11 protein-coding genes and 1 pseudogene are annotated in these 21,695 nt (G+C 40.6%); 1 reads left to right on the top strand and 11 read right to left on the bottom strand.

Annotation, left to right across the window (positions count from 1 at the left end; translation table 11 throughout):
* Positions 1-147: 147 nt before the first annotated feature.
* The 11 genes and pseudogenes from IPM48_02370 to IPM48_02320 form a co-directional block, all read right to left on the bottom strand.
* Positions 148-2,064: a T9SS type A sorting domain-containing protein gene (locus tag IPM48_02370; GenBank protein MBK9270415.1), complete on the bottom strand. Its 1,917-nt coding sequence runs from the start codon at positions 2,062-2,064 to the stop codon at positions 148-150.
* A gap of 9 nt (positions 2,065-2,073) precedes the next feature.
* The gene (locus IPM48_02365; protein ID MBK9270414.1) at positions 2,074-3,807 is read right to left on the bottom strand and encodes a T9SS type A sorting domain-containing protein; all 1,734 of its coding nucleotides are present in this window, start codon (positions 3,805-3,807) and stop codon (positions 2,074-2,076) included.
* Positions 3,808-3,828: 21 nt separating this feature from the next.
* Positions 3,829-5,751: a T9SS type A sorting domain-containing protein gene (locus IPM48_02360; protein MBK9270413.1), complete on the bottom strand. Its 1,923-nt coding sequence runs from the start codon at positions 5,749-5,751 to the stop codon at positions 3,829-3,831.
* A gap of 10 nt (positions 5,752-5,761) precedes the next feature.
* Entirely contained in the window at positions 5,762-7,693 is a 1,932-nt protein-coding gene (locus IPM48_02355) for a T9SS type A sorting domain-containing protein (GenBank protein ID MBK9270412.1), read from the bottom strand.
* An 8-nt stretch (positions 7,694-7,701) separates the two neighbouring features.
* Entirely contained in the window at positions 7,702-9,624 is a 1,923-nt protein-coding gene (locus IPM48_02350; GenBank protein ID MBK9270411.1) for a T9SS type A sorting domain-containing protein, read from the bottom strand.
* Positions 9,625-9,655: 31 nt separating this feature from the next.
* Positions 9,656-11,575: a T9SS type A sorting domain-containing protein gene (locus tag IPM48_02345; GenBank protein MBK9270410.1), complete on the bottom strand. Its 1,920-nt coding sequence runs from the start codon at positions 11,573-11,575 to the stop codon at positions 9,656-9,658.
* A 13-nt stretch (positions 11,576-11,588) separates the two neighbouring features.
* Positions 11,589-13,316, bottom strand: a complete 1,728-nt coding sequence (locus IPM48_02340; GenBank protein ID MBK9270409.1) for a T9SS type A sorting domain-containing protein — start codon at positions 13,314-13,316, stop codon at positions 11,589-11,591.
* Between the two features lie 346 nt (positions 13,317-13,662).
* The gene (locus IPM48_02335) at positions 13,663-15,546 is read right to left on the bottom strand and encodes a T9SS type A sorting domain-containing protein (GenBank protein ID MBK9270408.1); all 1,884 of its coding nucleotides are present in this window, start codon (positions 15,544-15,546) and stop codon (positions 13,663-13,665) included.
* A gap of 1,598 nt (positions 15,547-17,144) precedes the next feature.
* Positions 17,145-17,588, bottom strand: a pseudogene (locus tag IPM48_02330) (hypothetical protein).
* 126 nt (positions 17,589-17,714) lie between these two features.
* The gene (locus IPM48_02325; GenBank protein MBK9270407.1) at positions 17,715-18,611 is read right to left on the bottom strand and encodes an NAD(P)-dependent oxidoreductase; all 897 of its coding nucleotides are present in this window, start codon (positions 18,609-18,611) and stop codon (positions 17,715-17,717) included.
* The gene (locus IPM48_02320) at positions 18,592-18,918 is read right to left on the bottom strand and encodes a cytochrome c (GenBank protein MBK9270406.1); all 327 of its coding nucleotides are present in this window, start codon (positions 18,916-18,918) and stop codon (positions 18,592-18,594) included. Before IPM48_02320 ends, IPM48_02325 begins: the two co-directional genes overlap by 20 nt.
* Positions 18,919-19,125: 207 nt before the next feature.
* Here IPM48_02320 and IPM48_02315 point away from each other — a divergent pair, with 207 nt between their 5' ends.
* Positions 19,126-20,502 carry a TolC family protein gene (locus IPM48_02315; protein MBK9270405.1) on the top strand — a complete coding sequence of 459 codons (1,377 nt, stop codon included), beginning with the start codon at positions 19,126-19,128 and terminating at the stop codon, positions 20,500-20,502.
* Positions 20,503-21,695: the final 1,193 nt, after the last annotated feature.

The raw sequence follows: 21,695 nt of genomic DNA, 5'->3' as shown, positions 1-21,695 counted from the left end.
CATCTGAAGGAATAAAATGGGAGAAGAGGTCCATAAGGATTGCAAAGCTGATCAATTGTCACATCAGAGTGTGGATGATTGCGAAAATTGTGGTCCAGAATTAGGATTTAGACCATTGAATCAATCATCCATTTACCCATTCCCATTTTACCGAATCACCATCAAACGTCTAACAAACGTACCAGATCGGGAATGGATTTTTAAAAAATACGTTCCTGATTGCAAATTGGAAATATCAAAAGATCCATTTCCAATGGATTTAAATTTTTTCGCGGACTTTCCAAATGGATCGATCACCTCGATGACATTTGCTTGTTGGCTTGGATGAATAATGCGAATCTCTCCGTAAGCTGGATTGGGGACCACAGTCCAAAAATCGAAACCATGAACATCCTCCACTGTACCAGAAACAAGTCTTACCAGAATACAACACTCCTTGCTTTCCCCGCAATTGGAAATATAATTATAACAAACTTTATGTTCCGATGCGGAAGGATCCCATTCTACTACGATTTCTGTCGTATCAATTCCTCCCATTGGAGTGAGAATATTGCCACCGGTCACTTTCCAGTTGTGGACAAAAACATTTGTGGGTGTTATTGAATCCAGAAAATAATTACCCCGCAATTTGTCGGTCAGGATAAGATCACCCAAAGGACATACTTCATAAGGATATAACTGACTTTCGTCCCATTGCTCACAAAAATCAAATTCACAAGTTCTGGTTTGATCACCAAAGTGGGCTACTACGGTTAAATTCAAACAATACTCTTCATTTCCGCCTGGTTCAAAAATAGCTTCATTCCCAAGAATACGCCTTGCAGGATCATTCTTTAGATACCAGCGATACTGTAAATCTTGCATTAAATTTTGGTTTCCACAGGTAAGGGTTCGGTCTATGGTTCTGGCTTCAATGACAACTTTTCCACCCAAACAATACTCGCGAAAGATTACATGATAATTTAAAAACACCGCATTGAGTAAATAGGAACTGTCGCATTGATATAGCATGGTTTTACCGGGATGGTCGATTAGGGTATTGAGCTGGCAGGTATTATAAGTTTGATTGGTAACCGTATCAGTAAAAGTATCACCAATGCATCCCACAAAATAAACGGAAGGCCTATCTAATAAGGTAAATAATCTGACTGAATCATAATCGCAGCAACTCAAACTATCCTGCAAGGTCTGTCTGTAATCACCGGACTTGGTAATGACTTGATCATGCCAAGAAAAAGGAATCTGATCCCAGCATAAAATTCCTTCATGGCCTCTGCGTTCTGTCGTTTGATCGACCACGCGAATGGTTGTACAAATTGGACCATCCTGATCGCATATATTTCCTGAAAGAGGATTACCAAGATAAGCCGTCACACACAATCGAAAACTTCCTGAATCCGGAAAATCAAGGACTATATTTTTTTCGTTGGAAGCCAATACCACAGAATCCAGTGTCCAGACATAATGAGCTCCGCAAAGAAAAGTATCTTGCACTTCATATTTAACTTCACATGCGCCTTTGCATACTTTCGTCAGATGTGGAGCCAGATTAAGCGGAGGTAATGTAGCTTCATTTTCAACGGAGGTTAGCAAACAAAAATCACAGACATCCCCATTGCAACCATTGACAAACATATAATATACCTTACAGGATTCCAATTGGGCTGTCAATAAAAACTCATTCAATCCCCCGCATGTACTTTTGCAAACCACTGCCTCTCGACAATCGCAATCCGCCCACAAACCCATCTGCAAACCCTGACCAGTCAATTGACATTTGAATACAACGACTTGAACATTAATTTCTCCACCCATCGACCGAAATGCCCACCAGGAAGTATTTCGGCTTGATCCACCTCCTACGGGTCTGGGACACAAAGGAATGCAACCGGTGGTGTTCAGATAATTGGATGAACTGCAACAAAACTCATTGAACTCTGACAAAGAACAAATAATTTCGGCTTGATCACAGGTGTCTGCACGGGGAATACTGCATTGCCCGAAAATAACTGTGTCAGTTAGCTGTAAGAATAAAATTGCAGAAAGCAAAAATCCAAATTTCATCTGAGAAGTTTAAGGCTGCACAACAAATCTTTCAAAGATAAGTTTTTTATTACAATTGGCCATCATGATATAAACACCGGGTGCTAGATTTGAATCTAAGAATAGATCCAGTGATTTTTCCTGATGTGCATTCCCTGACCAAACAAGCTTAGCATTCAAATCATATATGAACATCTCACCGATGCTTTTAGAAGCTATTACAGAAAATTTGTTTCCTGACTGATTGGGATTGGGAATAATGTTTATAGTATTTTTGTTTTTGGAAGGGAATGACATTTCATTTTCCAATTCTTGTTTTAGAATATTGGAATTTAATCTTCCCAACATGGTGTCAGTAGGTGGAATTTCAGGCCCTATTATTTTAGGCCCTTTGGTGTTTTTTTGACAAAAAGTATAAGCATAGTCCCTTGATGTATTGCCAAATTTGATATGGATGAATATATCAACGCAAAAAGTATCGTGACCAAATACTTTGATAATTTCGTTTGTATCCAAAGTCTTTTTTTGTGGATCAGCCTTCCGATACCATTTGAATTGGATCGTTTCTGAATAACCGCTGTTCCCACAAGTCTGGGTCCTGTCGATCAATCGAGCTTCTAAATAGTAACTTCCTAAAAAACCATAATTTCGCAGGTTGGCTGTATAATCTGGAGAAAACATATTTAAAACATAGGAAGAATCACATTGCAAGATTCCGGCAGATTTTGGCAAATGAATTTCAGTTTCAAATTGACAACCTCTAAAAGTCAAACCAGTTAAAGTATCCTTGTAAAACTCTCCCGGAAAGGCAGCTAAATAATAGATCTCAGGAGGTACAGCTGGCGATAAAACGATAAAAAAAATATTTGTATCCACAATGCAAGCTGCAGAATCTTCGCCTCTGCATATAAGTCTTCCATTTTGTGCCCAAAAACAATTTGCTCTGGGTTTGTAATTTCCAGCGGTTTCAAAACAGATGGTTTCTCCGTGATTCACATCAGCCTGTTTTGATACAAGAATGTTTTTGCAAACAGGTCCTATTTGATAACAAATACTTCTGGAATTCGAATAATGAAAACCGGTTCCACATAAGACAAAATCTCCTACATCAACAAAATGGATACCTACTGAATCTGCATCCTGAAAAAGATTATCCCCGTTAAGGAACCACTCATACGAATCAACACAAGGATACTCACTTACGAGATAATAAATTTGTGCATTTGTACCCAAACAAACATTTTGCGGACCGTTCAGACTAGGAGGAGGAAATATATCTTCACGTTCCTCCTCAATTAAAATGCAGATATCACAAATATCACCATTGCAACCATTGACAAAAAAATAATAATCTTTGCAAGGATCTAAATCAGCGGTAATGGAGACCATTCCCGAACTTTTACATTCAGAGCGACATATCACTGATTCATTGCATGAACAATCGGCCCAAAGTCCCATTTGGATTCCCATTCCATTGATAGAGCAATTGTTGACTTCGATATGGATCATGACGCTTCCACCCAAAGACTTAAAAGCCCACCAGGATGTGTTTATTGATTTTCCACCTGAAGGGCACAAAGGATCACAGCCGGATGGATTGCTATATTTAATATGAGAACAACAATAGCCATGCAATTCTGAAGGCGAACACAAGATATGTGCATCTTTGCAATGATCAGTCCATGGAGGTGAGCATTGCGCATTTAATTTCACCTCGGTAAAAAGAGAAATCGCAAAGCAAAGCACAATATCTTTCAATCTCATTTCTGATAGATTTCAATATCATCAATGTATTGTCATCAACTTTTTGATATACGTTCCGCGATCTGTTTTTAGTTTCAAATAGTACAAGCCCGACCGCAGCTCATTAATTGTAAATTCAGATCCGATAGGTTTATTCCAATGTTGAACCACATGTCCCATTGGATCAAACAGAATCACTGTTTCAATTTTCAATTCACGCAAAGTGAATATACTAAATTTTTGATCCACCGGGTTTGGAACGATCACAATTTCATTTGCATTTAAGTTGACATCTTTATTTGAAGAAATAATCTTCACTTCCTGACAACATTTTTTGCTCTCACCGCAGTTTGAAATATACTGATAGCACAATAATTTTTCAGGAGCCGCTTCATCCCAAATCACGACAATTTCGTTGGTGTCTTTGCCTTCCCCAGGCGTCAAAATGCGACCTCCTTCGATGGTCCATTGTTGTGAGTTGGTCTGCGGATGCAAGGTCGTATCGATGGTATAATAGACACTGTCTCCGGGTCTTGGGGCGAGATCGCCTTTTGGACAAATTTCGTATGCTAATAATTCATCTTCGTCCCAAGCTTCACAAAATGTAAAACTGCATTTTTTTATTTGATCGCCAAACTCAGCAGCTATTAAAATCTCTAAGCAATAATCAGCTTTTTGTTTTACCTTTAAATAACTTTGGGTATCCAATGTCGTTTTAGTGCTATCCGATTTAAGATACCAACGATAAGCATAGTTTTGTTTGAATTCTGCGGTATTACCACAGGTCAATGTCCGATCTATTATTCTGGGATCAATAATGATTCTTCCGCTATCGCAATATTCTCTAAATATCACATTGTAATTTAGAAATATTGAATTAAGATAATATCCACTGTCGCAGGTAAACTGTTCTGTTGATTTTGGGAGTTTGACAAATCGGTAAAATTGACATTGGTCAAATTTGCTACCTGTAATGCTATCGATATAAAAATCATCCTCATCACAACCCAAATAATAAACGGTGGGGTATTCAGGTGGATCCAGTACAATAAATTCACGAACTGAATCAAAAATGCACTTTGTTGTTGGATCGGTAAAGCTACTTGAATAAAATCCGGGTCCAAGAACAATTTGATTGTACCAACGATATGGAATTTTCTCAGGACAAAGACGGAAGGGCGTTCCAATTCGATCATTTTCCTTAGAGACTTTGATCGTTTTGCATACGGGACCGTCTTCTGAACAAACTATATTTAAGGAACCATTCCCAAACTTTGTCGAAACGCATAATTCAAAACTTCCTTCTTCATTGAATGCAAGATCAACATATGCCTCATCTGTTCGGATGGGCTGACCATCCAGCGTCCATTGATGATTCCTCTCGCAGGGATCTTGAGATTGTGCAGAGTAATGGATTTTCATATCTCCCATACAAACTTCAGATGGCCCAATGATTGGACCAATCGGTGAAAATACAGGGCCGGCACCTCCTGTAATACTCAGACAAAAATTACAAACATCTCCATTACAACCGGCCACCATCAAGTAATAAATTACGCAGGGTGATAAAGTGGCAGTCATACTAATTGTGCTTAGTCCATTACATGTGGATTGACAAGCAACCAATTGCTGACACAAACAATCGCGCCAAATGGCCATCTGCATACCCTTTCCAATTGAGTCACAATTGGAAGTTTGGAGTGTGATGGTCACTTGTCCACCATTGGTAACAAAAGGCCAAAGTTCTATATTGTTGGTGGGAGGACCACCCGTACAAAGCGGATGACATCCAATTTGACGGTCAAATTCAGTTAATCTGCAACAGTATCCATTAAGTTCAGACAAAGAACACAGCAATTCAATATCATTGCATTCATCGGATGACTTTGGCGTACATTGTGCTTCGAGAATATTTATTGCATGCGAAAAAAGTAAGAACGATGCAAGAAGAAATAATTTTTCCATTCTAAATATTTTAATGACTCAGTGCAATTTTTTTAACAAGTTCACCATGCTTAGTTTGTATTCGCAAAAAATAAATACCGGATGGTAAATCTGAAATTTCAAAATCACGGGACAATGGTCTGATCCAGTTTTTTCTCTGTTGGCCCAGTTGGTCATAAAGATTTATTGTATTTATTTCCAAATCTGATTTCATCCATATATGGAAGGAATGTGAAGTTGGATTAGGAATAATCATTACACCATCTATAAGCTGCAAAATATTTTTTTCAGAAGAAATAATCTTCACTTCCTGACAACATTTTTTACTTTCTCCACAGGGCGAAATGTATTGATAGCACAATAATTTTTCAGGAGCCGCTTCATCCCAAATAACGATAATTTCGTTGGTGTCTTTGCCTTCTCCTGGCGTCAAAATGCGGCCTCCTTCGATGGTCCATCGTTGTGAGTTGGTCTGCGGATGCAAGGTCGTATCGATGGTATAATAGACACTGTCCCCGGGTCTTGGGGCGAGATCGCCTTTTGGACAAATTTCATACAAAAAGAAATCGTCTTCATTCAATTGTTCGCAATAGGTAAAGCTGCATTTTTTGCTGACGGTGCCGTAATATGCATCGACCAAAACTTCCAAACAATAAGAATCTTTTCTGGTCAGCAATAGTCGATCCGCAAAATCAATTGTTTTTTTGGTACTGTCCGATTTTAAATACCATCGCAGGGTATAATCCTGGGATAGTTCGTTGTTGAAATCACAGACAATCGTTTGATCAATGATTCTGGGTTCGAGATAGAGTTTACCGCTGTCGCAATACTCCCTAAAACTAACCATCTGGTTCAGAAAAATCGCATTTAATAAATATGAACTGTCACAGCGATAAGGAACAGTACTTTTCTTGAGAAGGATGGCTCTGTTGACCTGACAGTTGTTAAAACTCTGTCTGGTCGTCGGATCAATGTATGCATCCATTAGATTGCAACCCAGGTGAAATACTGTCGGCATCTCCGGCGGATCCAACACAATAAATTCCCTGACAGAGTCAAACTTGCAACAGCTCAGGCGATCTCCAAACTCATGGGAATAAATGCCAGAACCAACTACCAATTGTGAATGCCATTTGAAAGGCAGGACATCAGGACAAAGTAACCACGGCGGTCCGAATCTGTCCTGTATGCGCCTTACTCTTATGTTTTTACAAACTGGACCCTCCTGATCGCAAATGTTTCCGGATTGAGGGTTTCCAATATAAGCTGTAACGCACAAAAGAAAATCTCCTTCTTTGGGAAAATCAAATGCTATCTCAGGATTTTCTGAGCCAACCTGATTGCCATCCAGGGTCCATTCGTAATGCGGTAAACAGGAATTGTTTAGATTGACACTATATCTAATATTACAAGCACCTTCGCATACATCCACGGGTCCTGATATACTTCCGATGCTAGGCAAATTTGGGGGCAGTCCTCCCGTGGTGGTCAAACAAAAATCACACACATCTCCACTGCAACCATTGATAAATAAATAATAGATTTTGCATGCCACCAAATTGGCAGAAATATTGTAATTGCTGGGTCCTCCGCAACTCGAGTAACAAGCCAAAGATTCTCCACAATCACAGTCTCCCCAGAGTCCCATTTGAAGGCCCTGCCCATTGACGCTGCAATTGCTGTAATTGATGTTGATGCTTACTGAGCCACCGTTGGTGGCAAAGGCCCACCAACTTGTGTTGTTTGGTGTGCCGCCACTTGGACACAGCGGTGAGCAACCAGTTGGATTGACATAATCCACCGTGGTGCAACAATATCCATTTAATAAGGATAGGCCGCATAAAGCCTCTGTTTGTTCACATTCTTCATTCGGAGGTGGATTACATTGAGAATGGATTGGAGTGGGCAATAAATGAATAGCACAGATCCAGATGATTCCAATCAATTTTATTAAATTTTTCATAGGTTGTTTTATTTAATGAAAACTATTTTTTTGTGAATGGTACCTTGTTCTGCATGGATGCGAACATGATAAATGCCGTTGGTAAATTCAGACAGGTCAAATTCTTCTGAAAAATTTTGAGTCCAAGTTTGGATAGGTCTTCCTTGTAAGTCAAACAACTGCAGTGATTTAATTTTTAAATTTTCTTTTATGATGATCCGGAAGCTGTGACTAACCGGATTCGGGACCAGAATGATATCTTCCGGTTTTAATATTGCTTCGTCAAGAGATGAGATAAACCTGACTTCTCTGCAGCATTTTTTACTTAGGCCACATTCGTTGCTATATTGATAGCAAATCATCCTCACGGAAGAAGTATCGTCCCAAAGGACGAGCACATCACTGGTGTCCTTTCCTTCATCTCTTGTAAGTATCTTGCCGCCTTCCACAGTCCAGATCTGTTGTCGCACCGAATCTTCCGGAATGGTGTCGATGCTGTAATGTGCACTGTCGCCATTCTTTGCTTCAAAATTTCCGAGGATACATACCTGGTATGGCAGAAATTCTGATTCGTCCCACTGCTCGCAAAAACTAAAACTGCACATTTTTTTCTGATCTCCAAATTCTGCATAAATCAGAATTTCCAGACAATATACATCCTTTTGGTCAATCAATAAGTAGGATTGTGTATCAATCGTGGTTTTGGTGCTGTCTGAATTCAGATACCAACGGTACCGGACAGATCTCATCAAGTCGCTATCATTACCACAAGTGATCGTTCTGTCGATGACTCTGGCGTCAATATGCAAATAACCGCTATCGCAGAATTCTCTGAAGATGGTATTGTAATTTAGAAAGACTGCATTTAGCAAGTAGGCACTGTCACAAAGTAAAGGGTTGGTAGAGTTTTTGAGGGTAATCAGCTTTTGGTATTGGCAAGAAAAGAAATATTGATTTGCTATGGTGTCCAAATATCCATCGGCAGCACTGCATCCCAGATGAAAAATAATAGCTGTGTCTGGTACGGGCTTTATTATAAACTCTCTAACCGAATCAAAAACGCAACAACCATTCCAGTCTCTAAATGTCTGGCGGTATTCTCCAGATTTGGCCACTGAAATTCCATGCCAATCAAAAGGTAAATCCTCAGAACAAAGGTTCCAAGGTGGACCCACTCGATCTCTCTCAGGCCTTACTTTAATGGTGATACAGACTGGCCCCTCTTGATCACATATAGATCCTGACCGAGGATTTCCTATATAAGCGGTGACGCACAAAATAAAATCGCCTTCTTGAGGGAAATCCAAAGTGACTTCTCCGGTTCCATTGCCAACTTCATTTCCATCCAATGTCCATTCATAAACAGGCTCACATGCACCTGCAACATCCACAGTATATTTTGTTTTGCAAGCTCCAATGCAAACCTCTCTTGGACCCGTAATATTTCCCAATGGTGGCAACATAGGAGGAAGTCCCCCGGTTGTTGCTAAACAGAAATCGCAGACATCCCCACTACAACCATCCACAAATAAATAATAAATTTTGCAAGGAATAAGATTTCCTGAAAGGGTATAACTTCCAGGCCCACTACAGCCTGGATTACAAACAATAGATTCGCCACAAGTGCAGTCGCCCCATATTCCCATTTGGACACCCGTTCCATTGACGGTACAATTCGAAAAGGTGATGGTAATATTGACTGTACCACCTTGAGTCACAAAGGCCCACCAACCTGTATTGTGGGGTGCCCCACCGCTTGGACACAGTGGCGAGCATCCTGTTGGATTTGAGTAATCTGTATTTTGGCAGCAGTATCCATTTACTTCAGACAGTGAGCACAAGACGTTGGCTTGGTCACATTCGTCTGCTGAAGGGGGGGTGCACTGAGCGTTCAGCTGGACAGTCATAAAATAAACTGAAAGCAAAGAAAAGGAGATTAATACTTTTATCATGTGTCAGGATTTTTAATCATATTTAAGAATTCTATTTTAAAAGGATCATTTTCTTATTCAGCATTCCCCGATCAGTTTGGATGAGTAAATAATACAATCCATCCGGATTTGTGGATATGTCAAATTCAAGTGTACCTGGTTTTTTCCATTCTTTTACAATACGTCCCATCTGATCAAATATATGCAATGATTGAATTTTCATTTCTTTTGGTGTTTGAATAATGAATTTTTGATTCACGGGATTGGGAATAATTCTGATGTCTTCCGGATTGATAATAAAATCTCCAACCGCGGAAGTGAATCGAATGTCTCTGCAGCATTTTTTACTCAGGCCACATTCGTTGCTGTATTGATAGCAAATCATTCTCACGGAAGAAGTATCGTCCCAAAGGACGAGCACATCACTGGTGTCCTTTCCTCCATCTCTCGTCAGAATAATTCCACCTTCTACAGTCCATGTTTGTGAACTCACCATCGGTTTTAAAAGGGTATCAATGGTATATTGTACGCTGTCACCGGGTTTTGCTTCAAAGTCACCATCGATACAAACTTCGTAAGGAAAAAATTCTGATTCGTCCCATTGTTCACAAAAAGTAAAACTGCATTTTTTAAGAATCTTTTCGTAAGTGGCATCGACAAAAACTTCCAAACAGTATTCCTCCTTCATAGTCAGTTCGATTCGCTCTATAGAATCAATTGATTTCTTGGTGCTGTCTGATTTTATATACCAACGGAAGCGATAGTCCTGACTGAGTGGGTTGATAAAATCACAATTATTGGTACGATCTATGATTCTTGGTTCAAGATACAATTTACCACTATCACAATATTCTCTGAATGTAACTTGATGGTTCAAAAATACCGCATTTAATAAATAAGAACTGTCGCATCGATAAGGCATTGTACTTTTCTTGAGGAGGATGGGTCTGTTGTACTGACAATTGTTAAAACTCTGCCTGGTCGTAGGATCTATATAGGCATCTAGTTCGTTGCATCCCAAATGAAATACCTCGGGCATTTCCGGGACATCTAATATGATAAACTCCCTGACAGAGTCAAACTTGCAACAGCTCCCTGGATCTCCATAGCTTTGATGATAAATGCCAGGACCATCCACCAGATTGGAATGCCATTTGAATGGAAGTAGTTCCGGGCAAAGAATCCATGGAGGGCCAACTTTGTCAGGAATGGGTCTCACTCTGATTGTGGTACATTTCGGACCTTCCTGATCACAAATGGATCCCCCCTGAGGATTACCAATGTATGCCGTAACACAAAGCTGAAAATCTCCTTCATCCGGAAAGTCCAAAGTCAGCTCTGCATTTTCATTACCAACCGGATTGCCATCAAGGTTCCATTCATAAAATGGTTCACAATATCCACCCAAAATGACTGAATATTTAACATTACATGCCTCAACACATACGTCCTTCATCCCACTAATGCTGTTGATCGGTGGTATATAAGGAGCACCACCTCCTGAGGTGGTCAAGCAAAAATCACAAACATCACCATTGCACCCGTCAATAAAAAAATAATAGGTCTTACAATTCGCAAGGTTGAAATTTAATGTATATGTACTGGGACCATTGCATGCAGGATTACATACAATAGATTCATCACAATCGCAAGCATCCCATATTCCCATTTTTAATCCCTGACCATTGACCGAACAGTTGCTAAAAGAAATCGTAATAGAAGCTGTACCACCCCGACTGGTAAATGCCCACCAGCCGGTATTGTATGAAGAACCACCATTCGGACATAAAGGAGTACAACCGGTTGGATTTGCATAATTGGGATTTTGACAGCAATATCCGTTTAATGCAGATAAGGAGCAAAATACAAAAGAATCCTCGCAATTTTCAGCAAATGCTGGGGTGCATTGAGCTTTTATTGTCTGTACCCCAAGGACAATGAGGATTATAATCAGGAAATAATTTTTACTCATTGGGCTTGAAATTTTATAGGTGAAAAATGAATTTTTTTGTCAAAATTTGATCAGCTGATTTTAATTGAATGTAGTACGATCCGGCTTGCAATACATGGTGAATGGGAAGTTTGAATGAAGTTACTTGGGATAAATTTTGCATTTGGATGATCTTTCCATTCAAATCAATCAAGGTCCACTGATTCAGAACCCTATTGGATGAAATTTGCAAATCGGTATGAAGGGATGCGGGGTTTGGAAAAATGTCTGCTTTGAAAGTTTCGGCTTCCAGATTCCCATTTGGCAGATGATACTTTCTTAGCGAAAGGAACTTATCCAATTCGGTCAAAGCGCTGTCGGGCAATGGTTTTTCAGGGAGACCAACTTTGATCAGGCCCTCGTTCATTTGCTCACACACCTCCCAGGTGAATTCCCTTCTCGCATTTCCAAATAAAACTTCAGCATTGATTTCAACACAGTATTTACCTGTCCTTTCCACCTTTACACTCAAATCTCTGGACAGAATTGTCTTTATTGGGTCCGATGACAAATACCAGGAGTAAGAATATTTAATCAATGGATCCGTACCACACAAACGGGTGACATCAGATAATTTTAGTGTGTGGATGGCTTCAAATTTTAAGCGTTGGTACTCAAAGGAGGACTGCCATTCCGGAGCAATTGAATATAAGAAATAACTACTGTCGCATTTTCCAATTTCAGCTGATCCTTGTATGGTAATTTCTCTGCCGTTATAACAACCTAGAAAAGCTTTATTGCTATGGGGATCGGTAAATGCAGCATTTTTGTGTGGGGCGATGAAAAAATAATTTTGTCCCCGGGTCCTCTGCCAGATTTGGACATGGATCACAGAATCAAAAGCGCAACAGCTTACTTGATCCATCATGTTCTTTTTATAAGTGCCGGGAGTATCAATCAGAATGCCGTGCCAGTCAAATGGTAACTCATCTGTGCAAATGACCCGCATGGACTGAATTCTGTCAGGGATTTGGCTGACTTGTATGGACATGCAAATTTGTTCAGTTTCCTCACAGATGGAACCAGACACCGGATTACCAATGAGCGCTTTTACGCAAAGCTCAAAGCTACCTTCCTTCTCAAAATTTAATAAAACTTCCCCTGTATTGGTATGAAGGAGCTCGCCTCCCAAAGTCCATCTATAGGCGGGGTCCAAACCTCCTGCAATATTAACAGAGTAACGGATGTCACAGGCTTCCCGACAGACTGATCTTGGGCCTGAAATACGTCCCAGAGCCGGTAATCGGGCTTGGCTACCGCCGGAAGTTGTGATCTCAAACTCACAAACACTGCTGTCACAGGCATCCACAAAAAGATAATAGGTTTTCGCACCGGATAGATTGCCAATTAACTCGATGACCTGTTCATCAGAGCAATCGGGGCTGGCAAGAAAATACGTTTGACAATGACATTCAGCGGTAACCCCTGCTTTAATCCCTCCTTTACCCTTACAATGGAGGGGTTTTATCTTCAGGTTTACACCTCCTCCCTGACTTGTAAATGCCAACCAAACTGTAGAATTAAGCCTATTGCCCGGACTTCCCACCGGACAGTTGAGTTTATTGGGCACTCCGGAAGTTTGGCACTTAAAACCATTAAGCTCTGATAGAGAACAAAACACCAAAGCCTCCTCGCACCGGTCTGTGAGAGGTTTTATACACTGGGCTATTCCATATCCTGAGATCTCCCACAAAATCACCGCTAAGACCATTCTAAAAATCATAAGGCTTCAGAATGAAGTAATACAAATGCCGAGTAACCCATGCGATTCGGCACAGACACAGGGATACTTTTAAAGAACTGTTATAATTGAAAAACGCTGCCTGCAAGCTTTTAAAATTCATTAAATACCAAGCTATTACAGGGATTTGTGCGGAAATCTCCCTTGTACAAAATGAAAAACCCTTCCACAGATCGTGCGAAAGGGCTTTTTCGTTGAATTTTTAAAATGAATTGGGTAGAAAAATCGGGTAGTTAATTTTTTGATTATTAATATTTCAAATTTTAGATTAAAACTCGCCCACTACCCAAAGTCAAATTGGGAACTGGATAGCATCGAAAACTAACCATCAATTCATTTTCACAAATGACTTTTTGATGTAACCCATTTCTGTGAGGATCTTAAAGATATAAGTTCCGGAAGTCAAATGGCCTACATTGATTTTGCTATTAAATTCTCTTGCAATCTGCTGTTCTGTTTTTTCTATCATCACGCGACCATCCATGCCAATGATCTGATATTGGACAGCTGATGATTTAGGCAGGGTAAAATGAACATTGATCTGATCCCTGGTGGGGTTGGGACTGAGTTCGAGTTGTACGCCCAGCAGATCAGAAATATCTTTTACTGCCACCCCTTCAAGGCAAACGGTGCTAGGATTGTAGTTGTTCATTTCCAGTGAGGTGGAAGGAGCAAAAAAGGCAATTTCCTGATCCTGAGGAGTGCCATCCCCGTTTGCATCAATGTAAAACAATCCCGCGTTCGCGAGGTCCGGACCACCGGTGGTGGCATCAGTGGCATTGACGGAGATATAGGGGTAATCCGTTAATGACAATTCTTGCAGGTTGTTCTTGTAATTGAAGTATTGTCTTTGAAACAAATCTACATCATAGGCCATAAAGCAAGAATTGGCTCCTCCCGGGTACTCGATGCTCATAAAATAAAGTGCATCATCAGAGTCAACGGTATACGGAGTGGTGGGGTCGCCCACAAGATCGTCCAATCCGATTCGGATGGTGCCGAAATTGCCACTGACGTTATTTGGAAAAGAATAGGCTCCAATGGCCACCAGTTCTAACTCATCGTTGGTAATGTCATTGTCTCCATTGAGGTCATTGACTTTGTAAATTCTTCCTTCCACAAACATTCCTGCCAAAGGTTCATTGGAGGCGATGGCTGTAAAAAGGCTGTCAAAAGTTGTCCCAGCGCCGCACCTTATTTGAAAAGCATTCATCAATCCTCTGTAGCCGGTGCCACCTCCCCAGTACTGTGATGCAAAGGGAGCCTTGGTCGAGGTATTGAATCTGGATTTGGACAAAATATTTGTCGTGATGTTGAAAGATGTGTTATATACATTGTCAAAATCAACCGGATCGGGTTTATCATTGCGAACTTCGTAGCGAATGGAGTAATTTCCCACTTTGTTTCCAGGGGACAGATTGGACAAATCATAGGGGGTGTTCAACAGGCCAATGATAGAATCAACTTCAACGGAGACATTATCATTGGTGATGGTTTTAAACATTTCCGTTCCTCCACGGCTGATGGAAAATTCGAGATTGGCATTGTCAATGGTGGCAGTGCCTTCGTTGCGAAAGAAACCGCCGGGCTGAAAGACATTCTGTCCTTCTGCTTTTGCCATTCCTTCTGGTATTGCACCCCAGACCGGGTTGAATGCATAGGTTTCAGAATAATTGGGCAACACATTGGTATAGATGGAAAGATCATTTTCTTGTCTTGGCAAAGCACCTAAGCTGATGTTGACCGTTTGACCTGCTGCAAAAGCAGCTTTTAGGGCAAGGTTGTCATCGTATCCCAACATCACACAGGGTATTGTGACCTGAGCGGCAATGTTTGGAAAAGCCACAAACAAGGTATAAGGAGGACCACCGCGATTGCTAAAATCACCATGATTGATAATCACCACGGCAATTGCCCCTGCTTGCTGGGCTCTGAGCGCCTTCTCATCGAAAAAGCAAATTCCGCGTTCAATGACGGCAATTTTGCCAGCCATTGCGCCGGCGTTGGTGATATCCGTGCAAGCCAGAAGAGGTTCTGCCAGGATGGCATCTGCGGTCCATAAGCCACTGGAAAGATCCGCGCCAAAATCAGCTCCGGCAAAAATTTTGGTTCCTGCAAGGGATGCAGGCGAATTGATTCGTGTTACGATCTTTTGGGCATGGAGTCCAAAAACAACCAACGAAAGAAACAAGAAGAGTACATTTTTTTTCATAATTTATTTATTACGGTTGAAGATTTATTCGAATTGATTTGACAAAGCTACAAAAATGTAAATGCAAACATGGAATCAATATAAAACGATTCAAAAACAAAAAAGTGATTCTACAATAAAAAAACCCTCCAGCGGATAGGCATGGAGGGTTTTCTCAATATATTTATTTTATTAAATATCCCTTATTAATTCACTTTCATAAAGGCCTTCTTGATATAGCCCTTATCGGTGTTGATTTTCAAATAATAAGTACCTGCGGCCAATCCGTTTAAGTTAAACGTGGTGGTAAAGTCTTTGGCAGTGATTTTGTCATCCTGGCTCAATACCAAATTTCCATTGGATGAAATGATTTGATAATTAACCTTTCCGGCTTCAGGTAAACTGAATTTGGCGACCATCAAATCTTTGGCAGGAACCGGACTCAATTCAATTTGAACACCTAGATCTCCGCTGATGTCCTTCGTATTGATTTCCTGATAGTTCACTTCGATGGCAATGGTTGGAGAAAAGAAAGCAATCTCTTGATCCTGGGCGGTACCGTCTCCATTGGCATCCACATAAAATAAACCTGCATTCACGATATCTGGACCACCGGTGGTTGCATCTTGTGCCCTCACGGATAGATAAGGATAATCAGTGATATCGAGTTCCATAAGGGATTCTTTAAACCTGAAATAATTCCTTTGGGAAAATTCAATATCGTATCCGTTGAAAAAAGTATTAGCACCACCAGGATAGGAAACACTGGCAAAATAAAGCACATTGTCATCTTCTACGGTGTAAGGTGTGGTTGGATCACCCACCAGGTCATCCAAACCAAAGCGGATGTTGCCTGTAGTGGCTGCGTAATCCTGCGGGAAAGAATAAGCACCAATGGCCACCAATTCCAGTTCGTCATTGGTGATGTCATTGTCTCCATTGAGGTCATTAAACTTGTACAGCCTGCCTTCCACGAAAACACCAGCCAGAGGCTCGTTGGACGCAATGGCAGTAAACAAACTATCAATGGTTGCTCCTTTGGCATATCTCAGAGTCATGGGTGACAACAATTCGCGGAATTCAGTTCCTCCTCCCCAGTATTGGGCCACTTGTCCTATCTTGGTGGTGGTATTAAAACGACCCTTGGAGTAGATATTGTCTGTCACATTGAAATAGGTGGAATACTTGTTGTCAGAATCAATGGGGTCAGGTTGTCCATTTCCCACTGCATAAGCAATATTGTATCTTCCGATCCTGGTTGCATCTGCAGGGAGGGTACTGAAGTCAAACCCGTCAAACAATAAGCCTGAAATGGAATCTACCTCAAGAGACACGTTGTCATCGGTGATTTGTGAATTGACCTGGTTTCCATCTTTGCTGATATCAAGGGATAAGTTGATGTTATCAATCGTAGCAGTGCCTTCATTTCTGAAGAAACCACCTGGCAAATAAAAGAATTCACCCGCTGTAGTGATCTCCTTGTTTGGAATAGCACCCCATTGTGGATTGAAGACATAGGTTTCCGAATAATTTGGAAGTACATTGTTGTAAATGGCCAAATCGTTCTCCTGTCTTGGCAAAGCACCAATGGTAATATTGATGGGCTCTCCTGCGGCACAGGCAGCCTTAAGGGCAACACCGTCCTCAAATGAAAGCATTACGCACGGGATGGTGATATCCAGGCTGGTTCCTCCCATGCCAAATGGCACAGCTCCTGCTATGTTGTTAAAAACAATTACTGCCACCGCACCGGCGTTCTGGGCATTGAGGCATTTGTCAACAAAAGCACAGGTTCCACGGTCGATCAAAGCAATTTTGCCACTGACTTCTGCCGCGTTGGTCAAAGCACCACAAGCTATAATTGGTACAGCACAGGTAGCATCAGCAGTGATTACTCCGGCAGTGACATCTCCACCAAATGTAGCCGCAACAAAATTTTTTGTACCGGCTATCGAAGCGGGGAGTTTACTCTTGTTATGACCTTCTGTGCAGATAGGCCAGTAACCAGTGTACAAAGAATGGAAAATAGTAATAGTCTTTTCATATTTTATTTGTTTTGAAATTTTACGCGAAAATACACTTTATAAATGATTTCCTAAGGGATAATTTTGGCAAAAATTAACTGTCTGTTTAAGTTACTAATAATAAATTATTTATAAATAGAATTAAATTTAATGTTTAAATAATATTCAAATTCTATTGACTAAAACGGGATTTTCTAATTCTTCAATAAGATCTCTTGATTTACGATCCTCTAAGACAAACGATCTAAATTTGTAAAACGCTTCTTCAGATCGGGGTTTATTAAAGAATAATTTTGCGCTTTTTATAAATACGGAAGTCCATGATTTTAAATTTCTTATCAAAGATGGCCGATTTGCCAAAAACGATGTCTGAGATCTCGATTGAACCGGATTTTCTTCCGCCAGAACGATACGGGAACCCCAAAGCGGTTTATCAATCGCTTTGACGATCAAATCTGCCAATTTTGTTGGATCATAGGTCCACTGAAAGTAACAAGATTCTGTTTGAAGTTCGGATGGCATTTTAGATCCAACTCTGGTATTTGCCCAATAGGGTGCAGAATAAAATAGCAGGACTTCCAGACCTTCTGCTTCTGCTTTTTTAAGTAACAATTCTTCCTTGTATTTTGATTTAGCAAGTATGCTGTGCAACTGGGGTGAATGATTGCCCTGATCAGTGATTAAATTGGGATCCAAGCTTCGAATTAAGGTGGACAAAGTACTCACAAAAATAATTTGTTCAACACCCAAAGCGAGTGAACTGTGAAGCAGATTTTCCGTCATTCTAAGTTGGTCCTTCAGAATATCATTTGACTCCGCAACAAATGCGTCTGGTACCTGAGCCAAATGAATCACTGTTTTGACATCGCAAAGCAAAGGTTCATAAGATTCCGGATCCAGCAAATCCGTCCGAAACCACTGTTCCGAAAGCACTTTTGGAGGATTCGAATGGTACAAATACATGGTTTGACCAGGATGGTATCTATCCAAAACTCCTGTAAGAATCCTGCCGAGATTTCCGGTAGCACCGGTCACCAAAATTTTACTTTTGCTTTGATCCACCGGCACGGTTTGTAAATCCCATTGAATATTCAGCCACCATTCGAATCTGGTTGTCTGTGAGTGTACCTCTGAATCCTGTCATCACATTTCTGCCTTCAGTGATAATCAATACACGCTCTTCAAGGTTGAGAAGAGATTGATTGAGATCTCTGGCGCCATTGGTCATCAGATCCCCCTGGATTCCATGGCAGGTCACACAATATCGCCGGTACAAAGTTTCCCCTGTATCTTGTTTGGCCGGGGAATCCTTGCAAGTTGGATAGCTGATCATTGCCAAAATGGCAAATGTATAAATCAGATTTATCATTTTCATGGTCCAATTAAAACCTGAAAACCCAAAAAAGTTGAGAATTTCTAGTCTTTATACCTTAATTAATTAAGAATTTGTTTGCAATAAAGCGTCGGATTCGACTAACAAAAGTTTGATTTGTTTGTTAGAAAACGTTTATTGATCCCTGATGAATTTCAAATTTTCCTTCTGTTTTATTAAGTGCTCAGTCCTAATTCAAAAACAATGACATTTAAGTCTTTTCTCTTCATTTTATTACTGACAGGAACCCTCCTTCAGGCACAAACCTCTTTTACCTTGGAACAAGCAGTCCGCTACGGGCAGGAGAACAGCAAAAGCCTGGCCATCCAAAAACTGGACATTCAGGATGCCAAAGATCAGGTTCTGGAATACTATGCCATCGGAATGCCGAAAATCACCGGCAGTCTGGGATATAGTCACTTTGTGAATATTCCCACCCAGATTATACCGGATTTTATTTCTCCTGCAGTCTATGGTGTCTTGTTTAAGGAAGATTTGTTGCCCGACAGAACCATTGATTTTGGTTCCGGATTTCCGGCACAGTTTGGATTAAAAAACAACCTCACCGCCGGACTTCAGTTGAATACCTTGATTTTTGATGGAAGTTTTTTTGTAGGACTTAAAGCCCAAAAACTATATGCGGAATTAATTCAAAAACAAATTCAACAATCTGAAGCGGACGTACGCTATCAGGTAACCAAGGCTTATTTGAGTTCGCTTTCAGTCAAAGAAAATATCAGTGTTTTAGATAAGAACATTGGCAATCTCGAAAAAGTCTATCAGGAAACGGAGCAAATCTACAAAGTTGGATTTGCAGAACAACTCGATGTAGAGCGCATTGAGCTTTCCCTTCAAAACCTAAAAGCAGAAAGAGAAAAATTGCAGCGATTGGCTGAGTTTACACTTAATCTTCTCAAGTTTCAGATGTCCTATCCATTGGAAAAGGAGTTGGTTCAGACAGAAACGCTCAATGAAATTCTCAACAAGTCCTATGCTGAAGTAATGGATCCATCTTTTCAGATCAACACCAGCGCCAGACCTGAGTATCTGGTGATAGAGCAAGCGAAAAAGCTTGCAGACATCAATGTGAGAAGGTACAAGGCATCCTATCTTCCCAGTTTGACAGGATTTATCACCCATCAGGAAGTTTTACAGAGAAACGATCTTTTTGACAGCAAGGAAAACAAGTGGTTTCCCACTTCCATTGTCGGACTAAATTTAAATGTACCAATTTTTGATGGATTTGATCGCAAAGCAAAGATCAGAAGGGCGAAGACGGTTGCTACCAAGACAGGAATGCAGCTCGCAGAATTTGAGCGGGGTGTTGGCCTGGAATTCAACAATGCGCGGACCCAATATCTGAATGCCCTCAACACCCTTGAAACCAGAAAAAAATCGCTTGCCCTCGCCGAAAAAATTTATCGCACCAGCAACATTAAATTTAAAGAAGGTATTGGATCTTCCATCGAAATCACCCAAGCCGAAAGGGATATGTATCAAGCTCAGGCCCATATTTTGGAAGCGCAGATTCAGTTGATCATGGCCAAAATTGATTTGGACAAAGCCCTGGGAAAGATTTAAATTGAGAACTCCGGTATTACGGAGAAATGAATTGCCGGAAAGACCATCTGCCACCCAAAGTGAGGGATATAGCGAGGATATACTGATAACAAAGTAACTTTGTTTGTTTCGGTTTTTAAATCGGCAATAAGTTTCTGGATCGTCGCGATCAGCCCGCGCAAGCTTATCTGAGTGGAGTTTGCATCCAATAATTAATTGAGGTTTTTTTTCGCAAGTTTTTTAGGTGTTTATTTACAATTTGTGTTGCCACGCATAATAACCTTGCGGTTCCTTCCAAATTTTCAAACCATGCTAACTTGCTAAATTGGAACTTCTTTAGCTTTATGTCGCTGTTAATATTTTTTCACAGAAGCTTTATTCTCGATCAAACGTTTGTATGAATAAGGATAAAATCACATCTGTCCAAAATAATTTTAAATTGAAAATATGGCTATTGATTTACATGTGTATACAAATTTTGTAACGATATTTTAAAATTGAACCCCATAACAGTTATTGCAATTTAAAAAATTTCTTTTGTTTATCAAACTTCATGTATGTTACTTTCTTTTGGCCTGCTAACAAATTGGGGGCAAGGCGCAAGGGATAAAACAAAGATAGTTCGTTGTTTCAATTATCCGCTTTCGCGGTTCACTTCGCCATCGCACTGTCGTACGATGGTATCCTGCGTGGCAGGATACTTCGCTACGATCACCTCGCTCACCCAACTGCAGCTCTTTCGCTATGTGACTGACTGGTGTTCCCCATACGGGGAACATTGGAGTGACACAAAGTCACTCCAAAAGGAGGGAACCGTCCCTCAAAGGACGGCTTGGAGTGCGCCGCCTCGATGGCCCATTCTTTTGTTTAGCTTCCCACAAGCGCTAACGCGTTCTTTCACTTCTCGTGCTGTCGCACTCGACCACTCCTAAAGTCGTGGATCGCTCAATCACTACGGAGCCCTAGGCCGCATTGAAATGCTTGAAAACCATCATTCTTTCTGATATTTCAATCTAATTAATGATTAATATTAAGAGCCTTTTCGTCAGCGGCCCAAGAAGGACAGATTTTGGAAATAGCGCCTTATATTGTCGCTCCTTTAACTGAAACTAATATGATGCACCCATCAAACAAACTAGCATAGTGAAAATAAATTATGGAGCGGCAATATACAGCGCCCAAAATCTGTCCCAACAGAGAACCTTGCAAAATGA

It is taken from the genome of Saprospiraceae bacterium (assembly GCA_016715965.1).
In the GTDB taxonomy this organism is placed as follows: domain Bacteria; phylum Bacteroidota; class Bacteroidia; order Chitinophagales; family Saprospiraceae; genus Vicinibacter.
The sequence above is the reverse complement of the archived record's forward strand: the minus strand, read 5'-3'. Positions and strand labels throughout refer to the sequence as shown.